Raw genomic sequence first — 16293 nt, 5'->3', positions numbered from 1 at the left:
CGGCAAACGGGAGAGTGGCATGGACATGCGGGCGTGTCGAGAGCTTGCACGTGTCTATTGGGTGACGGGAAACGGCAAAACGGGGCTTGTCTACGCGAGTTGACATGCCGAAACGGCCCCCGGCTGTGTGCCGGGGGCCGTTGAGCGTGGAGCGGGTCGGGGTCAGCTGACGTCCGACGGGTCGAGGCGGTAGACGGTCGACTGGTTGCTCTGGGACGAGGGGGAGGAGGACGAGGAGGAAGACGAGGAAGACGAGGAGGACGAGGAGGAAGACGAGGAGGACGAGGAGGACGAGGAGGAAGACGAGGAGGAGTTCGAGGAGGAATTCGAGTCGGAGGACTGCGAGGTGCTGCTGTACTCGCTCTCCTTCACCGCCGTCCCGTTCTTCTGCACCCACTCCGTGACCTCGGAGCTGACGCTGCTGCCGCCGCCGGGGCCGCCGCCCATGCCGCCGCCACCGATCTGGATGTAGTGCAGTTCGCCCTTCTTCACCAGCTCCTTGAGCTTGGCCAGTGTCATCGCCTTGTCGGATCCGGACCAGCCCCACATGGAGATGACGGGCTCGCCGCTGCTGAGGATCAGCTGCGCCGCGCTCTGCGAACTCGACACCGCCAGCAGCCACTTGGCGCCGTCCTGGTGCTTCTTGAGGTACGTGATGAGCTCGCTGCTCGCGCCGCCGCCCATACCGCCGCCTCCGCCGAAGCCTCCGCCGCCCATGCCGCCCGGCATCTGGCCGCCGTTGTCGGTGCCCGTCCCGCCGGGGGCGGTGCCGCCGGTGCCGTTGCCGGTGCCGTTCGGCGGCGTACCGCCCATCTCGCCGGTGCCGCCGGGAGGTTGGCCGTTCTGACCGCTCTGGCCGTTCTGCGCGCTCTGGCCGCCCGGCAGTTGGCCGTTCCCGCCGCCCGGCATCATCTGCCCGCCGCCGAAGCCACCCCGGCCGCCGCCACCGCCCCCACCGGGACCGCCGCCGAAGCCGCTCCCCGTCGAAGGCCCGGCCGTCGGGTTCGTACCGCCCATGCCGCCGCCCGAACCGGACGGCACCGACCAGGCGTACGCCGCCGGACCCGCCACCGCAGCGACGATCGCCGCCGTGATGGAAGCGGCCAGCAGCCGCAGCCGGTTCCCGGACGCGGAGCGGAAGACGAGCAGCCCCACGATCGCCAGCGCCATGACGACGGCGATCGCCGGCCACAGCCAGGTGTTCCAACCGGAGGCCCGCCGCAGCAGCACGACCGCCCAGACGGCCGTGACGGCCAGCCCCGCCGGCAGCACCCACGCCCACCGCTTGTCGGCGCGGAACGCGCGCAGCAGCATCACGCCGCCGCCTCCGCACAGCGCCGCGATGCCGGGGGCGAGCGCGGTCGTGTAGTACGGGTGCATCGTGCCCTCGGCCATGGCGAAGGTCAGGTAGTGCAGCGCGGTCCAGCCGCCCCACATCAGCAGCGCGGCACGGGTGAGGTCGGTGCGCGGGGCGCGCCCGCACAGCACCAGGCCGCCGACGCACGCGATCGCGGCGAAGGGGATCAGCCAGGAGATCTGGCCGCCGAGGATGTCGTTGAACAGGCGGCCGATCCCGGCGGTCCCGGAGAAGCCGCCGCCTCCGCCACCGCCGCCTCCGCCGTTGCCCTCGCCGCCGAGGACCCGGCCGAGGCCGTTGTAGCCCATGATCAGATCCCAGGCCGTACCGTCCGTCGAACCGCCGATGTATGGGCGGTCGTCGGCGGGCACGAGCGAGACCGCCGCGGCCCACCAGAAGCTGGAGACGGCGAGCGCGACACCGGCGATGAGCAGGTTGACGATCCGCTTCACGAGCTTCGGCTTCGCCGCGTAGAGGTAGACCGCGAAGACGGCGGGCAGCGCGATATAGCCCTGGAGCATCTTCGTGTTGAACGCGAGACCGAAGCACACCGCGGAACCGACCAGCGGCAGCAACTTGCCGTTGTGGACGGCCCGCAGGGCGAGCGCCGCGCCGCCGGCCATCAGGAACACCAGCAGTGTGTCGGGGTTGTTGTCACGGTTGATGGCGACCGTGATCGGAGTCAGGGCCAGCACCAGCGCGGCGACCGTCGCCGCGCCGTGGCCCCACACCCGCTTCACCGAGGCGTGCACGATCCAGATCGTCGCCAGCGCGACCAGGATCATCGGCAGCATCATCTGCCAGGTGCCGTAGCCGAAGACCCGGCACGACAGGCCCATCACCATCAGGGCGAAGGGAGGCTTGTCGACGGTGAGGAAGTTGCCCGCGTCCAACGAGCCGAAGAACCACGCCTTCCAGCTCTGCGTGCCGCTCAGTACGGCCGCGCTGTAGAAGCTGTTGAGGCTGGAGCCGGAGAGGTTCCAGGAGTACAGCACCGCCGCCAGGATCAGGATCGCGATCAGCGCGGGGAGGGACCAGCGGGGTGCCTTGTCCGGGGGTGCCGTGGGTGTGGCCGCCGGTGGGGCCTGCGGTGGCACGTCGGGGGTCGCGGGCGTGTGGGGGTGGGGATGGGTGGCTGATGTCACCAGCGCATCGTGTGCGGCGGGGGTGGGTGCGGGCTGTGCCATACCTGGCGACTGACTGTGAAATCTCAAAGGAGTCCGCAAAGGAAGTGCCCAGGCTGGACCTGCTGCTCCGCCTATTCCTCCTTGGCTGCGCCTCTCCAGGTGCAGCGTTCGCCATCGGAGTATGAGGCCGACTGCTGATGAAGAGGGCCGAGAAGATTGAGAGTTGAAGTAAAGATGCGGTCATGTCATGATCACGCCTGCATCAAGTGAGCCGACGTGACCAATCGGCTCCTTCACATCAGGGGGAATCATGCGCAAGCGCGCTACCTTCGCCATGGCCGCAGCCGGTGCGGCTTTCCTTGCCACGCTGACATTCGGCGCGGCCCCGGCCTCGGCCGTGATCGACGAGAAGATCTCGGGCACCGTGTACGACGACGGCTGGTCCCACTACAAGATCAAGCGGTGCGCACAGCGCGACGTCGTTCTCGATGTGCAGAGCTCGCCCGACGACGACGACATGTACCACTACGCGTCCAAGAGCCAGGGTGGTGGCGGGTCCTACGGCACCAAGCAGGTCGACGAGTTCACCGGGGCCAAGTACATGGGGCTCCGCTCCGGCTGCTTCTACTGGAACTCCCGCCAAGAGGAGGGCCTCATCGAAACGGACTGGGAGGACGTCTGGTACGGGGAGATCGACTACTGACGGCCCCGGCCCGAACGACCAGCGTGGAGCAAGAATGAAAACGCGCCAGTACGTACTCCTGTCCTGTCTCCTGGTGATGGGTCCCGCACTCTCCGCCTGCGGCGGCACGTCTGAGGCGTCCGACGGCTGGGAGAGCAAGCAGGAGGTGATCGCCGAGGTGAAGAAGCTTCGTGCGGACACCGAACTGCCTCCCGGCGGCAAGTGGAACGCGGAGGTGTCGGGCTCGGACGACGACCACTACCAGACGGGATCGGCCGATGCCCTCGTCCTGGACGAGGCACAGTGCGAGTGGTACGCGTACTGGCTCGATCGCACCGAAGCGTCCGACGACAAGGCCGCGGCGACGGCACTGAAGCACTTCGTCGTCCTGCATGACATGTCGGCCTACGAAGCCAACGACAAGTCGTACCGGGAAGTCGTGCGGTCCGTGGAGGACGCGGCGGAACTGGGTGACCCGAGCGGAATACAGGGATTCGTCCGGGACAACTGCGAGGGCATGCAGGAAGGCAGCGACTTCAAGTGAGGCTGCGGCGCATCGGCCTCGGCCCGGCCGCCGTGGCCACGCTCTTCGGTGTGATCGGAGGCGTGGCGTCCTGGGCCTTGTTGGGCACGGCCCAACAGGGCCGGGCGAGCGTACCGGTCCAGGAACAGAGCGAAAACCGAGTCGAGCCTGCCGTGGTGACGGCTCGTATGGCCGACGTCACCAGCGTGCTCACCATGGAGGGCCAGATCGCGAAGGAGTCCGGACGCCACGTCGCGCGGGCCACTGTCGCGCCGGCCCACCTGTACCGCTTCATCGACACCCCACGCACCGCCAAGGTGAAGATCGTAGATGGCCCCGAGGCATTCACCTGCGGTGACGTCACCGTCGGCGCCGACCCGTCGGACCCCTCCGGTGACGTCCTGCTCACCTGCACCGTGCCCACTTCCGTCAAGGTTTTCACTGGGCTCCCGCTCAAGGTGGCGGTGGCCACCGGGCATGCCGACGACGCGGTCACGGTTCCCGTCAGTGCGCTGTCCGGAACGGTGGGATCGGCCCACGTCACCGTCATTGACGACCAGGGCGGGCGCAAGCAGCGGCAGGTCGTCGTCGGTGTCGTCAACGGTGTCGTGGCTCAGGTGACCAAGGGACTCGAAGTCGGCGAGAAGGTGCAGGACCCAGTGGCGGACGCCTTGGTCGGCTCCGGTGTGGGGGAGACCGGGTGACGCTGTCTCTGCGGGGTGTCACCAAGACGATCCCCCTCGGCGACGGGCGGCACGTCGATCTCATCAGGGACCTGGACTTCGACCTGGCACCAGGTGACTCAGTGTCCGTCGTGGGCCGCTCCGGCAGTGGCAAGAGCAGCCTCCTGAACATCCTGGGACTGCTCGACCGGCCGACGAGTGGACGGGTGGAACTCGACGGCCAGAGCCTGCTCGGCCTGCCCGACCGCAAGCTCTCGACGATCCGAGGACGGCACATCTCGTTCATCTTCCAGCAGTTCCACCTGCTGCCCAGACGGACCGCGCTGGAGAACGTGTGGACGCCCCTCGCTCACATCCGGGACCGCGCACTGTGGCGGCAGCGCCGTGAACTGGCTGCCGAGGCGCTGGCCCGAGTCGGCCTGACAGGCAAGGAGGACGCGGTGCCGGAGACCCTCTCCGGTGGTGAGCAGCAGCGAGTGGCCATTGCTCGCGCGCTGGTCCACCGGCCGCGGTACGTCCTCGCCGACGAGCCCACCGGGGCGCTGGACGGTGAGACCGCCCGCAGCGTCATGGACCTGCTGCTCGACGTGACCCGTTCCCAGCGGACCGGGCTTGTCCTGGTGACCCACGATGCCCAGCACGCCACCGCAACCGAACGACAACTCAGGCTCACCGAAGGAACGTTGGCGCCCCTGGTGCCGGAGGGGAGGATGCGGTGAACAGTGCCCTTCCCCTGCTCTCCTCCGCCTGGCAGGAGTTGCGGGTGCACCGGGTGCGTTCGCTCCTCGCGGGGCTGAGCGTGGTGATCGGAGTGGCGGCCCTGGTGGCCGTCGTCGCCATGGGAGACCTCGGACGGGCTGCCGTCCAGGAGCAGGTGGAGCGCACGGTCGGCCGTCCCGCGACCCTCTCGGTCCATCTGACGGCGGACGGAGAGCAGACCGCGTCCCGGTCGTCGGTGGACGGCAACGCGGCGTGGATCAGGCAGCTGGGGGTGCGGGCGCTATCCCGTGTGGAGGCGCGCCAGGCGCAACTCGGTGCGGTGTCGTCCTCTCCGGTCCCACCGCTCGGCGTGACGGTCATGGGTGTCGACGCGGCCTACGGGGCCGTTAAGCGCATGGACCTCGTCGCCGGGCAGTGGCTCCCGGAAGGGAAGGCGGAGCCTTGGGCTCCGCCGCTCTACCTCAACGCCGAAGCGGCCGAACACTTCGGTGTCGACCACAAGGCTCTGGGCTCCCGCCTGTCGATCGAGGCGGACACCCAGACCCGGGGAATCGTCCTCGGCATTGTCGACGACTCCCGCAACGAGCCGGTCGCCTACACGGACATCCGGTCGCTGCGGAAGTGGTACTCGGAGTCCACGGCTCCCGAGACGGCTGAGATCCTCCTGACCATCGCGCCGTCGGAGGCCGAGTACGTGACCTCCGCTGTCCTGCACCACCTGGCATCGGCGGGCCTTACGGGCAGCGAACGCGTCCAGCGGGTGGACGATTTCTCCGCGTATGAGCGAATTCTCAAACTCCTGCAGGCTGTACTCGGAGCCATTGCGGGAATCTCGCTCGTCACGGGCGGAATCGGCCTGATGAACCTGACGCTGTCGCAAATACAGTCGCGCGTCCACGAGTTTGGAGTGCGCCGCGCGTTCGGTGCGTCCCAGTCCCACATCTTCGCCATCATCCTGTGGGAATCCGTCATCCTTACGGCGGTCTCGTCCCTGCTCGGCACGCTCCTGTCGGCAGGTGTATTCAACGCCGCCCTGTTCATGGTGCCGGACTTCTCCGGCGGAATTCAGTTCCCCGTCACGGCGGCCCTCATCGGAAGTACGGCCGCCATTTTCATCGGCGTCTTCTCGGCGTTGGTACCGGCCCTGCGTGCCGCACGGCTGGACATCATTCGCGCGATTCGCACGTGATGGCGAGTCGTGCCCGGAAGCGAGAGATTTGAATATATGCGAGCCAAGACAGTAACCGGCCGACTGGTCACAGGGGCCGTCTGCGCCCTCACTGCCGTTGTGCTGACCTCCTCCCCAGCGTCCGCGGCGCTGACCGTGGAGCGATTCTCCGGGCTGTTGTACGACGACGATTGGTCGCACTACAGCAACCGGCGGTGCGCTACGGATCCGGTGAGGTTCTACCTCGACAAGTGGCCTGACGGTGACGGCACGCGCCACATAGCCTCCGCCAACCAGGGCGGCGGCGGCGCCGAACGGGGTGAGAAGTACGTGGCCGGCAAGGACAGCGGCAAGAAGTCCATGGGCTTCTCCTCCGGCTGCTTCTACTGGAACACCCGTCAGTACGAGAGCACCTTCGAGGTGGACGGCGAAGACAACTTCATGGGGCAGATCGAGTACTGATTGCCGGCTGTTCGGGCGGTGGCGGGACTGGTGCGCTGGCGTGCGTCGACGCTGCTGGCGGGGACTGACCTCCTTGACACCTCGCCACCTCCCGACCCGTTCCGTGGATGTCCGACGCGATAAGCGACAGTCGGGCGATCACGAGGGCATGCTCGTGGTCGACATGCGCTACCGATCCAAACAGGCCGTAGCCGTTCGCATCCGCGAGGAGTTCGCGAAGGCCCTCGACATGCCCGCCGCAGCGGGGGTTGGCGATTTGCCGCGGTCAGGGCTGTGATTCCTTGACGGCAGCGACGAAAGCCGACCAGTTGGCGGCGGAGAAGATCAGTGCCGGGCCGTGGGGGACTTTGGAGTCGCGGACCGGGACGCCTGAGGGGTGGTTGTCGAGGACTTCGAGGCAGCTGCCAGCTTCGTTCCCGCTGTAAGACGACTTGCGCCAGCCGCTAAGCGTAGAAGCGTTCGAGATGGTTCGGTCAGTCATGGTGTCCGTAGTCCTTCGCTGTTGCCCTCAGCAGGGCCAGTGACTCCTTCAACGGCAGCGCGTCGCTGAGCGCAAGATCGTATCGGCTCTGCAACTCGCGGACCACGGACGGGGAGTCGTGCACCTTCCCCAACCGCTGTCCCTCCGTGTACGCCAGAGGTGGCTGGTCCTCGAACCACATCAGCGTGAGCATGCTCTGCATCATCGGATGCAGGCCCACACCGAACGGCATCACATGCGCGCGGATGCGTCCAGTCTCCGCGAGACGAACTACGTGCATGACCTGCTCCGCCATGACGTTCCAGCTGCCTACAGGGCGTCGCAACAGTGTCTCGTCCAGCAGCGCCCACACCACGGGCGTCACCGGGTCTTCGAGAATCTTCGCCCGCTCAAGGCGTGTGACAACGCGCCTGTCACACTCCTCCTGACTCACCGGAGGGAACGCCGAGCCCAGGACCGCAGTTGCGTACCCCTTCGTCTGGAGGATGCCCGGAAAGTACGTCAGGCCGAACTCCCGGATCGTCACTGCCTGCTGTTCGAGTACGAGCATCGCCTCGAAGTAGTCGGCGACCGCCTCGTCATCCTGCGGCAGAAAGCTGCTCAGCACATTCCCCGTACCCAGCGCCCTGTCCAGCCGCCGAGCATCCTCCTTCGACGGCACCCGCCGCCCCGCCTCGATGTGCGCGATGTGCGAACGCGTCATGATCGCCCGGTCGGCCAGTTGCTGCTGCGTCAGCCCCGCCGTCTCACGCTGCTGCCTGAGCCAGTCACCGTACGTGTTGCTCATGGCCAACTCCCTTGCGACGAATGCCTGGTCACACTGACCCCTCTGGCGAGCCTAGACCGCGACGTCTCACTCTGTGAGTGGATCGCTACACAACGCGATACATCGAGTGGATTGGACACGGAGTTCACGACATGCGCCAACGCATCGCCCGTCTCTTCATCGCCCGTCTCTTCGCATCACTGCTACGGCGTGATCGAGCGTGCAGGTGCCTCAATTCCGCATATGGCCAGACCCCGTACCCGGACGGGCCGACCGTCTTTCACGCCGGTTCTCGACCCCGGCAGGAGACACGTCCGGCCGTCGTACTCGGGATCGGCATCGGATCGTGCGGCATGCCGTCAGTGGTCGTGGGGGGCACCAAGTGACGGGAGAGATGAACGGCGTGGGCGGCGCGCGGCTGCTGCCCTGGACCGGGTCGGAGGGCAAGCCCTGTTACCTCGTCAGCGACGGTACCGGCCATGTCTCCCGCGTGGCCGACACCGTCGAGAGCGTGCAACTCGACATGGCCGACGACCTCCTCGATCACGTGGCCGACATGCTCACCGACCGCCGGGTGACGCCCGCGCAGCTCCGGTTCCTGCTCGCCCGGATGAGCGAGGCGCTGACCGATGTCCGCCGCATCGCGGAGAGCCGGGGCGCACGGCTTCCGGAGTAATGCAGCCAGGGATCAGAAGTGCGTGGCGATCCCGAAAGCGCGGCGCAGCTGTGCCATGTCGTGCCGGTCGCGGCCGGAAGGCTCGTACCCCTGATGGAAGTAGACCTGCTGCTCGGCGGACAGGCACGGGACCGGCCTCCCGCCGATCTCGCCCGTCACGAAGGCCGACGCGGGGTAGACGAACGGACGCGACGGCTCCAGTGACGCCTGCACCGCGGAGCCGTCCCCGGCGAAGGCCAGCGGGTGCAGGTCGATCTCCCGCCCGTCCGGCGCCGTGACCACGAAGCGGACGGGACGCCAATCCACGGTCTCCGCGAAACCCGCGTCCGCCAGGGCCCTCACCACCGCGGCCTCCTGATCCTGGCGGTGCATCAGGTCCAGGTCGCGATGGTCGCGGGTCCGCTCGCCGAGCAGGGCGTCGATGCCCCAGCCGCCGCCGATCCAGACGTCGGTCCTCGCCTCGCGCAGCAAGGCCAGGGCGGTCAACACGTCGTCGGCAGTCATCACTCTCACAACCTTTCAAGCGCGTACAACCTTTCGGTCGGCCTCGTGAGTCAAGAGGGCATGATTCACGGGACATCGAGCGAGAACTCACGAGGCGTTTCCAGGCGGGCGAGAGCGCTCGTCGCCGCAGGCGTCGGTGCCGGAGTGCTCATACCGGCCGTCGCCGCCGCAACGCCCGCCGCCGCGGCGACCACGCCCACCGTCAGCTGCACGTCCGCCAAGGCCGGCCTCGCCGACAAGCTGAAGAGGGACATCACCGCAGCCCTGGCCAACCGCAGGGGCACCATCGCGGTCGGCCTCTACGACCGTTCCACCAACACCACCTGCGCCCTGCGGGCCTCCAGTGCCTACGACTCCGCCAGCGTCGTCAAGGTCACCGTCCTCGCCGCGCTGCTGTGGGACGCGAAGAAGCACAACCGGTATCTGACCGACCGTGAGACGTCCCTCGCCAAGGCCATGATCACCAAGTCGGACAACGCGGCGACCAGCACGCTCTGGAGGCAGCTCGGCCTGACGAAGATCAAGGGGTTTCTCACCGCCGCCGGCATGACCCAGACCAAGCCCGGCGCGAACGGCTACTGGGGCCTGACCCAGATCACCGTCACCGACGAGCAGAAGCTGCTCAAGCTCATCACCGCCAAGAACACGGTGCTCAGCGACAACTCCCGTGCCTACATCCTGAAGCTGATGGGCCAGGTGGTCTCCTCGCAGCGCTGGGGGACGCCGTACGGAGTGCCGTCCGGTGTCTCGGTGGCGGTCAAGAACGGCTGGCTGCAGCGCGCCACCTACGGCTGGCGGGTGCACAGCGTCGGCGCGTTCAAGGGCGGCGGCCACGACTACATGATCACGGTGCTCACGCACGGCAACAGCACCATGAACTACGGCATCGCGACCATTCAGGGGGTCGCCAAGGTCATCCACAAGGACCTGGCGGCGAGCTGACCCTTAACGCGGCGGCCTACCTCGCGTCACCCACCCGCCCTACGGTGACCCCCATGCGCCTGAGAACCGTACTCGCCACCGCTACCGCGGGCCTGGCGGCGGCCACCTGCCTGACCGCCACGGCCACCGTCCCGGCGAACGCCCACGCCGACTCGCAGGACAGCCACGTCTGCTCGCCCTCCGTCTCCCTCGACCGCTTCTCCGACGCGCTCGACAAGACGACGTACGACGGCATCTTCGTCGGCAACTTCTCCGCGCTCGCGGTGGACCACCGCGACGGATCGCTCGCGGCCGTCTCCGACCGCTCCTCCCTGTTCGGCCTGGACTCGAAGACGCTCGCGCCGAAGGCCGTCGTCCCGCTCGCCGACGAGAGCGGCGCCGCCCTCGACTCCGAGGGCCTCGTCGTCGACCGGGACGGCACCCGGCTGATCTCCTCCGAGACCGAGCCCTCCGTGCGCCGCTACTCCCGCGACGGCAAGATCCTCGACCGCCTGCCCGTGCCGGACGCGCTGAGGGTCGCCCCGGCGGGCCGTGCCGTCGCCAACGGCACCTTCGAGGGGCTGACCCTGCTCCCCGGCGGCCGCACCCTGCTGGCGTCCATGGAGTACGCGCTGAACGGCGACAGCGCCGGCATCGTCCGCTTCCAGACCTGGCAGCGGACCCGGGCGGCGGGCAGCCACTTCGAGCTCGGCCGCCAATACGCCTACCGCACCGACACCGGCCTCGGCGTCCCCGAGGTCCAGGCGACCCCCGACGGCCGCCTCCTCGTCCTGGAGCGCGGCTTCACCTCCGGCGTCGGCAACACGGTCCGCCTCTACCTGGCCGACCCGCGCCGTGCGACGGACACGAGCGGCATCGAGAACCTCACGGACCCCACCGGCCAGGACGGCGTACGTCTGATCAAGAAGACGCTCCTCGCCGACCTCGTGAACTGCCCGTCACTGGGAGCGACCGCCAACCAGCCGCAGCCGAACCCGCTCCTCGACAACATCGAGGGCATGGAGGTCACGGGGTACTCGAAGGGGCGCTTGAAGGTGCTGCTGGTCAGCGACGACAACCAGAACGCCGTACAGACGACCCGGTTCTACTACCTGCGCGTACGCATCTGAGCCCACCGCCCCCGTTTGTTGCGGTGGGATGAAATCGGAGCTCGTCGGCGTTGGTGCCTTCCGGCAGGTCAGGACCGACGGAGGGCAGCGGCGTGGCAGCGCAACGGGGATGGGCACGACGACTGTGGGGCTACGCCTGGCGCTACCGCAGGGACGTGATCCTCGCCCTCGGCTCCTCGCTCGCCGGTATGGCCGTGATGGCGATCGTCCCGCTGATCACGAAGGTGATCATCGACGACGTCATCGGCGACCACACCCGCAGCATGGCCGTCTGGGCGGGCCTGCTCATCGCCGCCGCGCTCGCCGTCTACGTCCTCACCTACATCCGCCGCTACTACGGCGGCCGCCTCGCCCTCGACGTCCAGCACGATCTGCGCACGGAGATGTTCGGGACGATCACCCGGCTCGACGGACGGCGCCAGGACGAGCTGTCCACCGGGCAGGTCGTCGGGCGGGCCACCAGCGACCTCCAGCTGATCCAGGGCCTGCTCTTCATGCTCCCGATGACCATCGGGAACTTCGCGCTCTTCCTGATATCCCTGGTCGTCATGGCGTGGCTGTCGCTGCCGCTCACGCTCGTCGCCCTCGCGGTGGCGCCCGCCCTGTGGTGGATCGCGGGGCGCAGCCGCACCAAGCTGCACCCGGCCACCTGGTACGCCCAGGCCCAGGCCGCCGCCGTCGCGGGCGTGGTCGACGGGGCCGTCAGCGGCGTACGCGTGGTGAAGGGCTTCGGGCAGGAGGAGCAGGAGACCGGGAAGCTCAGGGAGGTCAGCCGGCGGCTCTTCGCGGGGCGGCTGCGCACCATCCGGTTCAACTCGAAGTACACCCCGGCGCTCCAGGCCGTCCCGGCGCTCGGGCAGGTCGCCATGCTCGCGGTCGGTGGCTGGCTGGCGGTGCGCGGGCACATCACGCTGGGTACGTTCGTCGCCTTCTCGACCTACCTCGCCCAGCTGGTCGGCCCGGTCCGGATGCTCGCCATGGTCCTCACGGTCGGGCAGCAGGCCCGCGCCGGCACCGAGCGCGTGCTGGAGCTGATCGACACCGAGCCGTCGATCAAGGACGGCGCCAAGACGCTGCCCGCCGACGCGCCCGCGACCGTCGAGTTCGACGACGTGTCCTTCGGCTACGACGACGAGCGCCCTGTCCTCGACGGGCTCAGCTTCGAGATCCGTCCCGGCGAGACCCTCGCCGTCGTCGGCTCCTCCGGCTCCGGCAAGTCCACGGTCTCCCTTCTCCTCCCGCGCTTCTACGACGTCACGCGCGGTGCCGTCCTCGTCGGCGGCCACGACGTCCGTGAGCTGACCTTCGACTCCCTGCGGGCCGCGATCGGGCTGGTCCCGGAGGACTCCTTCCTCTTCTCGGACACGGTCCGCAGCAACATCGCGTACGGCCGCCCGGACGCCTCCGACGAGGAGGTCGAGGCCGCCGCGCGCGCCGCCCAGGCGGACCGTTTCATCGCCGAGCTGCCCGAGGGCTACGACACCAAGGTCGGCGAACACGGCCTCACCCTCTCCGGCGGCCAGCGCCAGCGCATCGCGCTCGCCCGCGCGATCCTCACCGACCCCCGGCTGCTCGTCCTCGACGACGCGACCTCGGCGGTGGACGCCCGTGTCGAGCAGGAGATCCACGAGGCGCTCAAGCACGTCATGGAGGGCCGGACCACCCTCCTCATCGCCCACCGCCGCTCCACCCTGGGTCTCGCCGACCGCATCGCCGTCCTCGACGCCGGCCGCCTCGCCGACATCGGCACCCACGAGGAGCTCCAGGAGCGGTCCGCCCTCTACCGCCGCCTGCTCACCGACCCCGACGAACTCGGCGGCGTCTCACCCGGCCACGCCCAGCCCGCCTGCCCCCGGGAGGACACCTCCGTACGCGACGAGCTGGACGCCGAGTTCGACGCCGAGCGCGGGGTGACCCCGAGGCTGTGGACCGGGGACCGCGAGCGCAAGGACCTGGCGCTGTCGGAGTCCCCGGCCACCCCCGAGCTCCTCGCCCAGGTGGAGGCGCTGCCCCCGGCGGCCGACACCCCCGACATCGACGAGGCGCGTGCGGTGCGGCCGGAGGAGTCGTACGGCCTGAAAAGGCTGCTACGAGGCTTCGGGCGCCCCCTGCTGATCAGCCTCGGCCTCGTCGCCGTGGACGCCGGCATGGGACTGCTGCTCCCGGTCCTGATCCGGCACGGCATCGACTCGGGCGTCACGCAGGTCGCCCTCGGCGCCGTCTGGGCTGCCTCCCTCCTCGCCCTGCTCACCGTGATCGCCCAGTGGGCGGCGCAGATCGGCGAGACGCGGATGACCGGGCGCACCGGCGAACGCGTCCTGTACTCCCTGCGCCTGAAGATCTTCGCCCAGCTCCAGCGTCTCGGACTGGACTACTACGAACGCGAGTTGACCGGCCGGATCATGACGCGGATGACGACGGACGTCGACGCGCTGTCGACCTTCCTCCAGACGGGCCTGGTCACCGCCTTCGTCTCCGTCGTCACCTTCTTCGGCATCATGGTCGCCCTGCTGGTGCTCGACCTTCAGCTCGCGCTCGTCGTCTTCGCGACGCTGCCGCCGCTGGTCGTCGCGACGTTCTTCTTCCGCCGGGCGAGCGTGAAGGCGTACGAACTCGCCCGTGAGCGCGTGTCGTTGGTCAACGCAGACCTCCAGGAGTCGGTGTCCGGGCTGCGGATCGTGCAGGCCTTCCGGCGCGAGCGGGACAGCGGCGCGCGGTTCGCCGAGCGCAGCGACAGCTACCGCCAGGCCCGCATCCGGGGCCAGTGGCTGATCTCCATCTACTTCCCCTTCGTGCAGTTCCTGTCGTCGGCGGCCGCGGCGGCGGTGCTGATCGCGGGCGGGGCCCGGATCGACGACGCGACGCTGACGACCGGCGCGCTGGTGGCGTACCTGCTCTACATCGACCTGTTCTTCGCCCCGGTCCAGCAGCTCTCCCAGGTCTTCGACGGCTACCAGCAGGCCACGGTCTCGCTCGGCCGCATCCAGGAACTGCTCCAGGAACCGACGTCGACGAAGGCGGCGAAGGAGCCGCTGGAGGTGCTGTCGCTGCGGGGCGAGGTGGCTTTCGAGGACGTGCACTTCAAATACGGCGGTGCCGATGAGGCGGAGGAGGCTCTCGGCGGCATCGACCTCCGCATCCCCGCAGGGCAGACGGTCGCCTTCGTCGGCGAGACCGGCGCGGGCAAGTCGACCCTCGTCAAGCTGGTGGCCCGCTTCTACGACCCGACCGGTGGCCGGGTCACGGCCGACGGCACGGATCTGCGCTCCCTGGACATCACGTCGTACCGGCACCGTCTCGGCGTCGTCCCGCAGGAGGCCTACCTCTTCCAAGGCACCGTCCGCGACGCCATCGCCTACGGCCGCCCGGAGGCGACGGACGCCGAGGTCGAGGCCGCGGCCCGGGCGGTGGGCGCCCACGAGATGATCGCGACCCTCGACGGCGGCTACCTCCACGAGGTCGCCGAGCGCGGCCGCAACCTCTCCGCCGGGCAGCGCCAGCTGATCGCCCTAGCCCGCGCCGAGCTGGTCGACCCCGACATCCTGCTCCTCGACGAGGCGACGGCCGCGCTGGACCTGGCCACGGAGGCCCAGGTCAACCAGGCGACGGACCGGCTCGCGGGCCGCCGTACGACTCTGGTGGTCGCCCACCGCCTGACGACGGCCGCCCGCGCGGACCGGGTCGTGGTGATGGATCACGGCAGGGTCGCCGAGGACGGCACGCATGCGGAGTTGCTGGCGCGGGGCGGGCTGTATGCGGAGTTGTGGCGGACGTTCATCGGGGAGGCCGAGGCTGAGGCCGCTGTGGCGTGACTCCGGGGGAGCTGCTGGCGTGGGGCGGGCCGGTGACCGTGTTGGCGTGACGGTCGTGCAACCATCCGGCATACGCCGTGCGTCCGTACACCAGTACGCTCATTGCCGGTGTACGGGGAGGACAACACTGTGGACACAGGAGCGATACGCCGACGACTGGCGGTCGGCCTGGCGTTGCTGACCGCGTCCGGCCTGCTCGCGGTCGCGGCCCCGGCGGAGGCTCAGGCGGCCGCCCCCACGCGGTGCGAGGGGCGCAAGGTCAAGACGTACCCGTTCTCCACCGGCACGCTGTACGTCTACAAGCGGGCCGGCTACGTCTGCGCCATCACCAAGCCCAAGGATCCCGGCCGCAAGCAGTGGATGATGGTCAGCGTGCAGGCCCGCCGCGCCAACGCGGTCGTCGACGAGTGGTACTACAGCCACCGAGCGGGCCCGGTGACGGTGCACGCCGGGCAGCGGTGCGTGTGGGTGAAGGGGCGAGTGGGGCGGGGGTCGGTGAGCAAGGGGTGGATCCTGTGCTGACCGGCGCCGGCTGACCGGCACCGCCCCGGCCGGCCCCGAGGGCGGCGCTCACACCGGCCGCGCGCACCCCACCGGTTTCTCGCCGCCCAGTTGGACGTACAGGGCCGTCGACAGGGGGCAGTCGGCCCGTTTGCCGACGGACCTGGTCACCTTGTACTGCGGCTTCTGCCGGCCCTTGCCGTCGCACGACGTCTCGCGGACCTGGCCGTCGCCGGAGCCGTAGACGCAGTCGCCGACGATGGTGCGGGGGCCGCCTCCGCCGCCGGGGTCGCCCGGGTGGGGCGAAGTGAGGTTGCGCATGCAGGCGTAGCCCTGCGGGATCGCGCCGTCGCCGTCCTCGTCGGACGTGCGGCTCTGTTCGCTGATGTGGAGGACGAAGTCCGTGGTCCCGGGACACAGCGGTCCGTCGCCCACCTTGCCGTCGTGCCGCGCCACGACCCGCGCCGCCGCCCGCTCACTGGTGCAGGACACCTCGGTGAAGCTCGACGTACCGAAGGAACTGCACTCGTCGACGCCGAGGAACACCACGCCGTATCCCGCGGGCCAGGTCGGTGCCACCTGCTGCTCGCTCGCGGTCTTGTCGAGCCGCCCGTCCTCTTCCGCCGCCGCTCCCGACCCGGTCTGACACCCCGTCAATAGCGGGATGAGCAGCGCCAGAAACGCACAGACCACCCCAACGGCACATCTCCCACGCATTGCACTCCCCCCGGTACCCCCGTCCAGCGTGGCCCGCGACAACGGGCGCACGCCAGACGTGTG

At 69.1% G+C, this 16293-nt stretch carries 16 protein-coding genes; 11 read left to right on the top strand and 5 right to left on the bottom strand.

Going from position 1 to position 16293, the window contains the following annotated elements; translation table 11 throughout:
- Positions 1-162: 162 nt before the first annotated feature.
- Positions 163-2502, bottom strand: a complete 2340-nt coding sequence (locus PBV52_RS16550) for a glycosyltransferase family 39 protein (RefSeq protein WP_274239139.1) — start codon at positions 2500-2502, stop codon at positions 163-165.
- 292 nt (positions 2503-2794) lie between these two features.
- On the opposite strand from PBV52_RS16550, the gene PBV52_RS16545 reads away from it, so the two are divergent.
- From PBV52_RS16545 to PBV52_RS16520, 6 genes are read left to right on the top strand one after another with little or no spacing between them, the layout of a single operon-like run.
- Entirely contained in the window at positions 2795-3187 is a 393-nt protein-coding gene (locus tag PBV52_RS16545; protein ID WP_274239138.1) for a hypothetical protein, read from the top strand.
- Between the two features lie 34 nt (positions 3188-3221).
- Positions 3222-3710 (top strand): hypothetical protein, encoded by a 489-nt coding sequence (locus PBV52_RS16540; protein ID WP_274239137.1) that lies wholly within the window; start codon positions 3222-3224, stop codon positions 3708-3710.
- On the top strand, positions 3707-4393 hold the full coding sequence (locus PBV52_RS16535; RefSeq protein WP_274239136.1) for an HlyD family secretion protein: 687 nt from the start codon (positions 3707-3709) through the stop codon (positions 4391-4393). The genes PBV52_RS16540 and PBV52_RS16535 overlap by 4 nt, the downstream gene beginning before the upstream one ends.
- The gene (locus tag PBV52_RS16530) at positions 4390-5091 is read left to right on the top strand and encodes an ABC transporter ATP-binding protein (RefSeq protein WP_274239135.1); all 702 of its coding nucleotides are present in this window, start codon (positions 4390-4392) and stop codon (positions 5089-5091) included. Before PBV52_RS16535 ends, PBV52_RS16530 begins: the two co-directional genes overlap by 4 nt.
- Complete coding sequence (locus PBV52_RS16525; protein ID WP_274239134.1) at positions 5088-6281, top strand: ABC transporter permease; 1194 nt, start codon at positions 5088-5090, stop codon at positions 6279-6281. Before PBV52_RS16530 ends, PBV52_RS16525 begins: the two co-directional genes overlap by 4 nt.
- A 36-nt stretch (positions 6282-6317) precedes the next feature.
- A complete protein-coding gene (locus tag PBV52_RS16520; RefSeq protein WP_274239133.1) occupies positions 6318-6722 on the top strand; it encodes a hypothetical protein in 405 nt (134 codons plus the stop codon).
- 265 nt (positions 6723-6987) lie between these two features.
- Here PBV52_RS16520 and PBV52_RS16515 read toward each other — a convergent pair whose 3' ends face one another.
- Both PBV52_RS16515 and PBV52_RS16510 read right to left on the bottom strand, forming a co-directional pair.
- Positions 6988-7203, bottom strand: a complete 216-nt coding sequence (locus PBV52_RS16515; protein ID WP_274239132.1) for a DUF397 domain-containing protein — start codon at positions 7201-7203, stop codon at positions 6988-6990.
- Positions 7196-7990: a helix-turn-helix transcriptional regulator gene (locus PBV52_RS16510; RefSeq protein ID WP_274239131.1), complete on the bottom strand. Its 795-nt coding sequence runs from the start codon at positions 7988-7990 to the stop codon at positions 7196-7198. The genes PBV52_RS16515 and PBV52_RS16510 overlap by 8 nt, the downstream gene beginning before the upstream one ends.
- Positions 7991-8363: 373 nt before the next feature.
- On the opposite strand from PBV52_RS16510, the gene PBV52_RS16505 reads away from it, so the two are divergent.
- The gene (locus tag PBV52_RS16505; protein WP_274249416.1) at positions 8364-8645 is read left to right on the top strand and encodes a hypothetical protein; all 282 of its coding nucleotides are present in this window, start codon (positions 8364-8366) and stop codon (positions 8643-8645) included.
- A 12-nt stretch (positions 8646-8657) separates the two neighbouring features.
- Here PBV52_RS16505 and PBV52_RS16500 read toward each other — a convergent pair whose 3' ends face one another.
- Positions 8658-9149, bottom strand: a complete 492-nt coding sequence (locus PBV52_RS16500; RefSeq protein WP_274239130.1) for a nucleotidyltransferase domain-containing protein — start codon at positions 9147-9149, stop codon at positions 8658-8660.
- Positions 9150-9209: 60 nt separating this feature from the next.
- Between PBV52_RS16500 and PBV52_RS16495 the strand changes: the two genes are divergently transcribed.
- From PBV52_RS16495 to PBV52_RS16480, 4 genes are all read left to right on the top strand, one after another.
- Positions 9210-10091 carry a serine hydrolase gene (locus PBV52_RS16495; protein WP_274239129.1) on the top strand — a complete coding sequence of 294 codons (882 nt, stop codon included), beginning with the start codon at positions 9210-9212 and terminating at the stop codon, positions 10089-10091.
- Positions 10092-10144: 53 nt separating this feature from the next.
- A complete protein-coding gene (locus PBV52_RS16490) occupies positions 10145-11200 on the top strand; it encodes an esterase-like activity of phytase family protein (RefSeq protein ID WP_274239128.1) in 1056 nt (351 codons plus the stop codon).
- Positions 11201-11292: 92 nt separating this feature from the next.
- The gene (locus tag PBV52_RS16485; RefSeq protein WP_274239127.1) at positions 11293-15012 is read left to right on the top strand and encodes an ABC transporter ATP-binding protein; all 3720 of its coding nucleotides are present in this window, start codon (positions 11293-11295) and stop codon (positions 15010-15012) included.
- A gap of 129 nt (positions 15013-15141) precedes the next feature.
- Positions 15142-15534 (top strand): hypothetical protein, encoded by a 393-nt coding sequence (locus tag PBV52_RS16480; RefSeq protein ID WP_274239126.1) that lies wholly within the window; start codon positions 15142-15144, stop codon positions 15532-15534.
- Between the two features lie 48 nt (positions 15535-15582).
- On the opposite strand, the gene PBV52_RS16475 is transcribed toward PBV52_RS16480, so the two are convergent.
- A complete protein-coding gene (locus tag PBV52_RS16475) occupies positions 15583-16230 on the bottom strand; it encodes a hypothetical protein (protein WP_274239125.1) in 648 nt (215 codons plus the stop codon).
- Positions 16231-16293: the final 63 nt, after the last annotated feature.

This window comes from Streptomyces sp. T12 (genome assembly GCF_028736035.1).
Taxonomy (GTDB): Bacteria; Actinomycetota; Actinomycetes; order Streptomycetales; family Streptomycetaceae; genus Streptomyces.
Note: the sequence above shows the minus strand (reverse complement) of the source record. Positions and strands in the feature narration are given on the sequence as shown.